Source organism: Arcicella aurantiaca (assembly GCF_003148625.1).
GTDB classification, from domain to species: domain Bacteria; phylum Bacteroidota; class Bacteroidia; order Cytophagales; family Spirosomataceae; genus Arcicella; species Arcicella aurantiaca.
This window is the reverse complement of the sequence record NZ_QGGO01000064.1, coordinates 1-2,327: the sequence shown is the minus strand read 5'-3', so window position 1 is coordinate 2,327 and position 2,327 is coordinate 1. Positions and strand designations below refer to the sequence as shown.

Here is a 2,327-nt window from a genome sequence, read left to right as displayed (position 1 = left end):
CCACTTGCTGTCTCACAATTACTTGACGTATTTCTACAACCTACATAATAATTATAGGTGTTAGCTGGACTTGGAGCAAAACTTAAACTTGTTAAACTTGCTCCTGCTTGGTCGTACCATTTAGCTACTTCTCCTGCTCCACAAGTTGCACTTAATACGATCGTCTCTCCTAAACATACCTCTGTTTTGTTCGACTTCGCATCGGTTGGGGCTGTTGGGTTAGCATTAACTGTAATTGTTGTACTAACTCTATCAACTGTTGCGGTTTCACAATATAATGTAGTTGGCGATGAACAAGTTGCTGTATAAATTATTGAAGCATAACCATAAGCTTTTGTTTTATTCAAACTCACGATGTTTCCTCCACCACCATTCATTGTCATACCATTTAAAGTAGAAATTGTCAATGGTAATGTGCCTGTTCCTACAAACTGAGAAAGATTTGCAGTATATGTAGTTGAGTCTTTCAAAGAGAAAGTCTGAGGAGTCATTACATAAATATCATCATCTGTCGTAGCATTTCCTGTTGCATTTGTAACCCAACGAGTATCAGTTGTTGGATTTACATAAATATCTTCTAAGAAAGGATTTAACCAGCTTAACATTCCCATTAAGGTAGAAGTACCAGATGTACCATAAGGAGCATCTCCACCAAAAGTACCTTGAGCAGGAACACTAATAGCAGCAGGCAATACAACTGTTGGGTTAGAATATACTGCCGCTAATGTTGCAATATTTGTTGTTCCCAAGTCAATTGAAGCATTTGCATTTATCTTAAAGCTAAACGTTGAAGTTGTCGCTGCTGAATTTTCAAGTAGGTAATTCGTTCCTTCTAAAATACCATATTTCAACTCAACTTTTGTTAATGTTTTTGAGCCACCTTCATCATTAAATTTAGGCAATGCCAAAGCAACATCATTCAAGTCTGTTGTTAAGAATGGTGTTTTATATGAATAAGAAACTGTATTAGTTGCACCACTTACACAAGATGCCGTTTCATCAATACAACTTGCTGTATAAGTTGATGTACCATTCACAGTGACAGGATAAGCAACACCTGATGCAATTGGAGTTGCATTAATTTTGGTTGTTCCATTATACCAGTTTACTTTTCCTGTTGCACAAGTTGCACTCAAGTTTACAGTACCAGGTCCACAAATTGCCGAACTTTGAGTTACCGCCGTTGGCTTAGATGGAATTGGATTCACTTTAATACTTACAGAAGCTCTATCAGCGATGTCAGTTTCGCAAGTTGCACCATTTGCTAATGAACAACCAACTGTAAATGTTTTAGTGATTTGGCTTGAAGTCGTATTTGTTAATACTTGACTCAAGTTTGTGATTAACGTTGAACCGTCATACCATTTTGGTGTACCACTTACACAAGTTGCACTTAATACAACTGTTTCACCCGAACAAACTATTTTTTTATCACTCTGAGCATCTGTTGGTGCCGCAGGAATTGGATTAACTTTTACGGTTACTAAAGCTCTGTTTGCAGCAGGTGTTTCACAGGTTACTCCATTACTTGTTACACTACAACCTACTGAGTAAGTTTTTGTAATTTGAGTAGGTAAAGTATTAGTCAAAACAAATGTAAGATTGGTCAACAATGTTGAACCTTCATACCATTGTGTTGTACCTCCTACACACGTTCCACTTAATGTAACTGTTTCTCCTGAACAAATTACAGCTTTGTTTGCTGTTGCATTTGTTGGAGGAGTCGGGCTACTATTTACTGTAATAACTGTGTTTACTCTGTTAGCTGATGCTGTTTCGCAAAGAGTTGTTTTGCTATCATCAATACAACTTGCGGTATATGTTGTTGTTGAACTTACAGTTACTGGGAATGCTATTCCTGACGCAATCGGAGAAGAATTTAGTTTAGTTGTTCCATTGTACCAATTAACTTTTCCTAAACTACAAGTCGCTACCAAGTTCACTACCCCTGTTCCACAAATTGTTGTGCTTGGTGTAACTCCCGTTGGTGCTGATGGTACTGGATTGGCAGTTACCGTAACTTTTGCTCTTGATGCCGATGGTGTTTCACAACCTGTACTTGTGTTTTTACAACCTACGTAATAATCTGTCGTTACTGTTGGGCTAACCGTTAAGTTAGTGAATAATACGCCTGCACTTGTGTACCATTGTGCAGCTTCATTTGCTCCACAAGATGCACTTAACACAACACTTTCTCCAACGCAAATAGCAGACTTACTACTTGTTGCATTAGTTGGGGCGGTTGGGAAAGGATTTACAACTACGCTTACATTTGCTCTGTTGCTTGATAAAGTTTCACAACCTGTTGTATTGTCTTTACAACCTAC

1 protein-coding gene is annotated in these 2,327 nt (G+C 38.0%); it reads right to left on the bottom strand.

Features of this window, described 5'->3' with window-relative positions; all coding sequences use genetic code 11:
- The coding region (locus tag LV89_RS24775; RefSeq protein WP_146199269.1) for a choice-of-anchor E domain-containing protein at nucleotides 1-2,327 on the bottom strand (2,327 nt) is incomplete at both ends.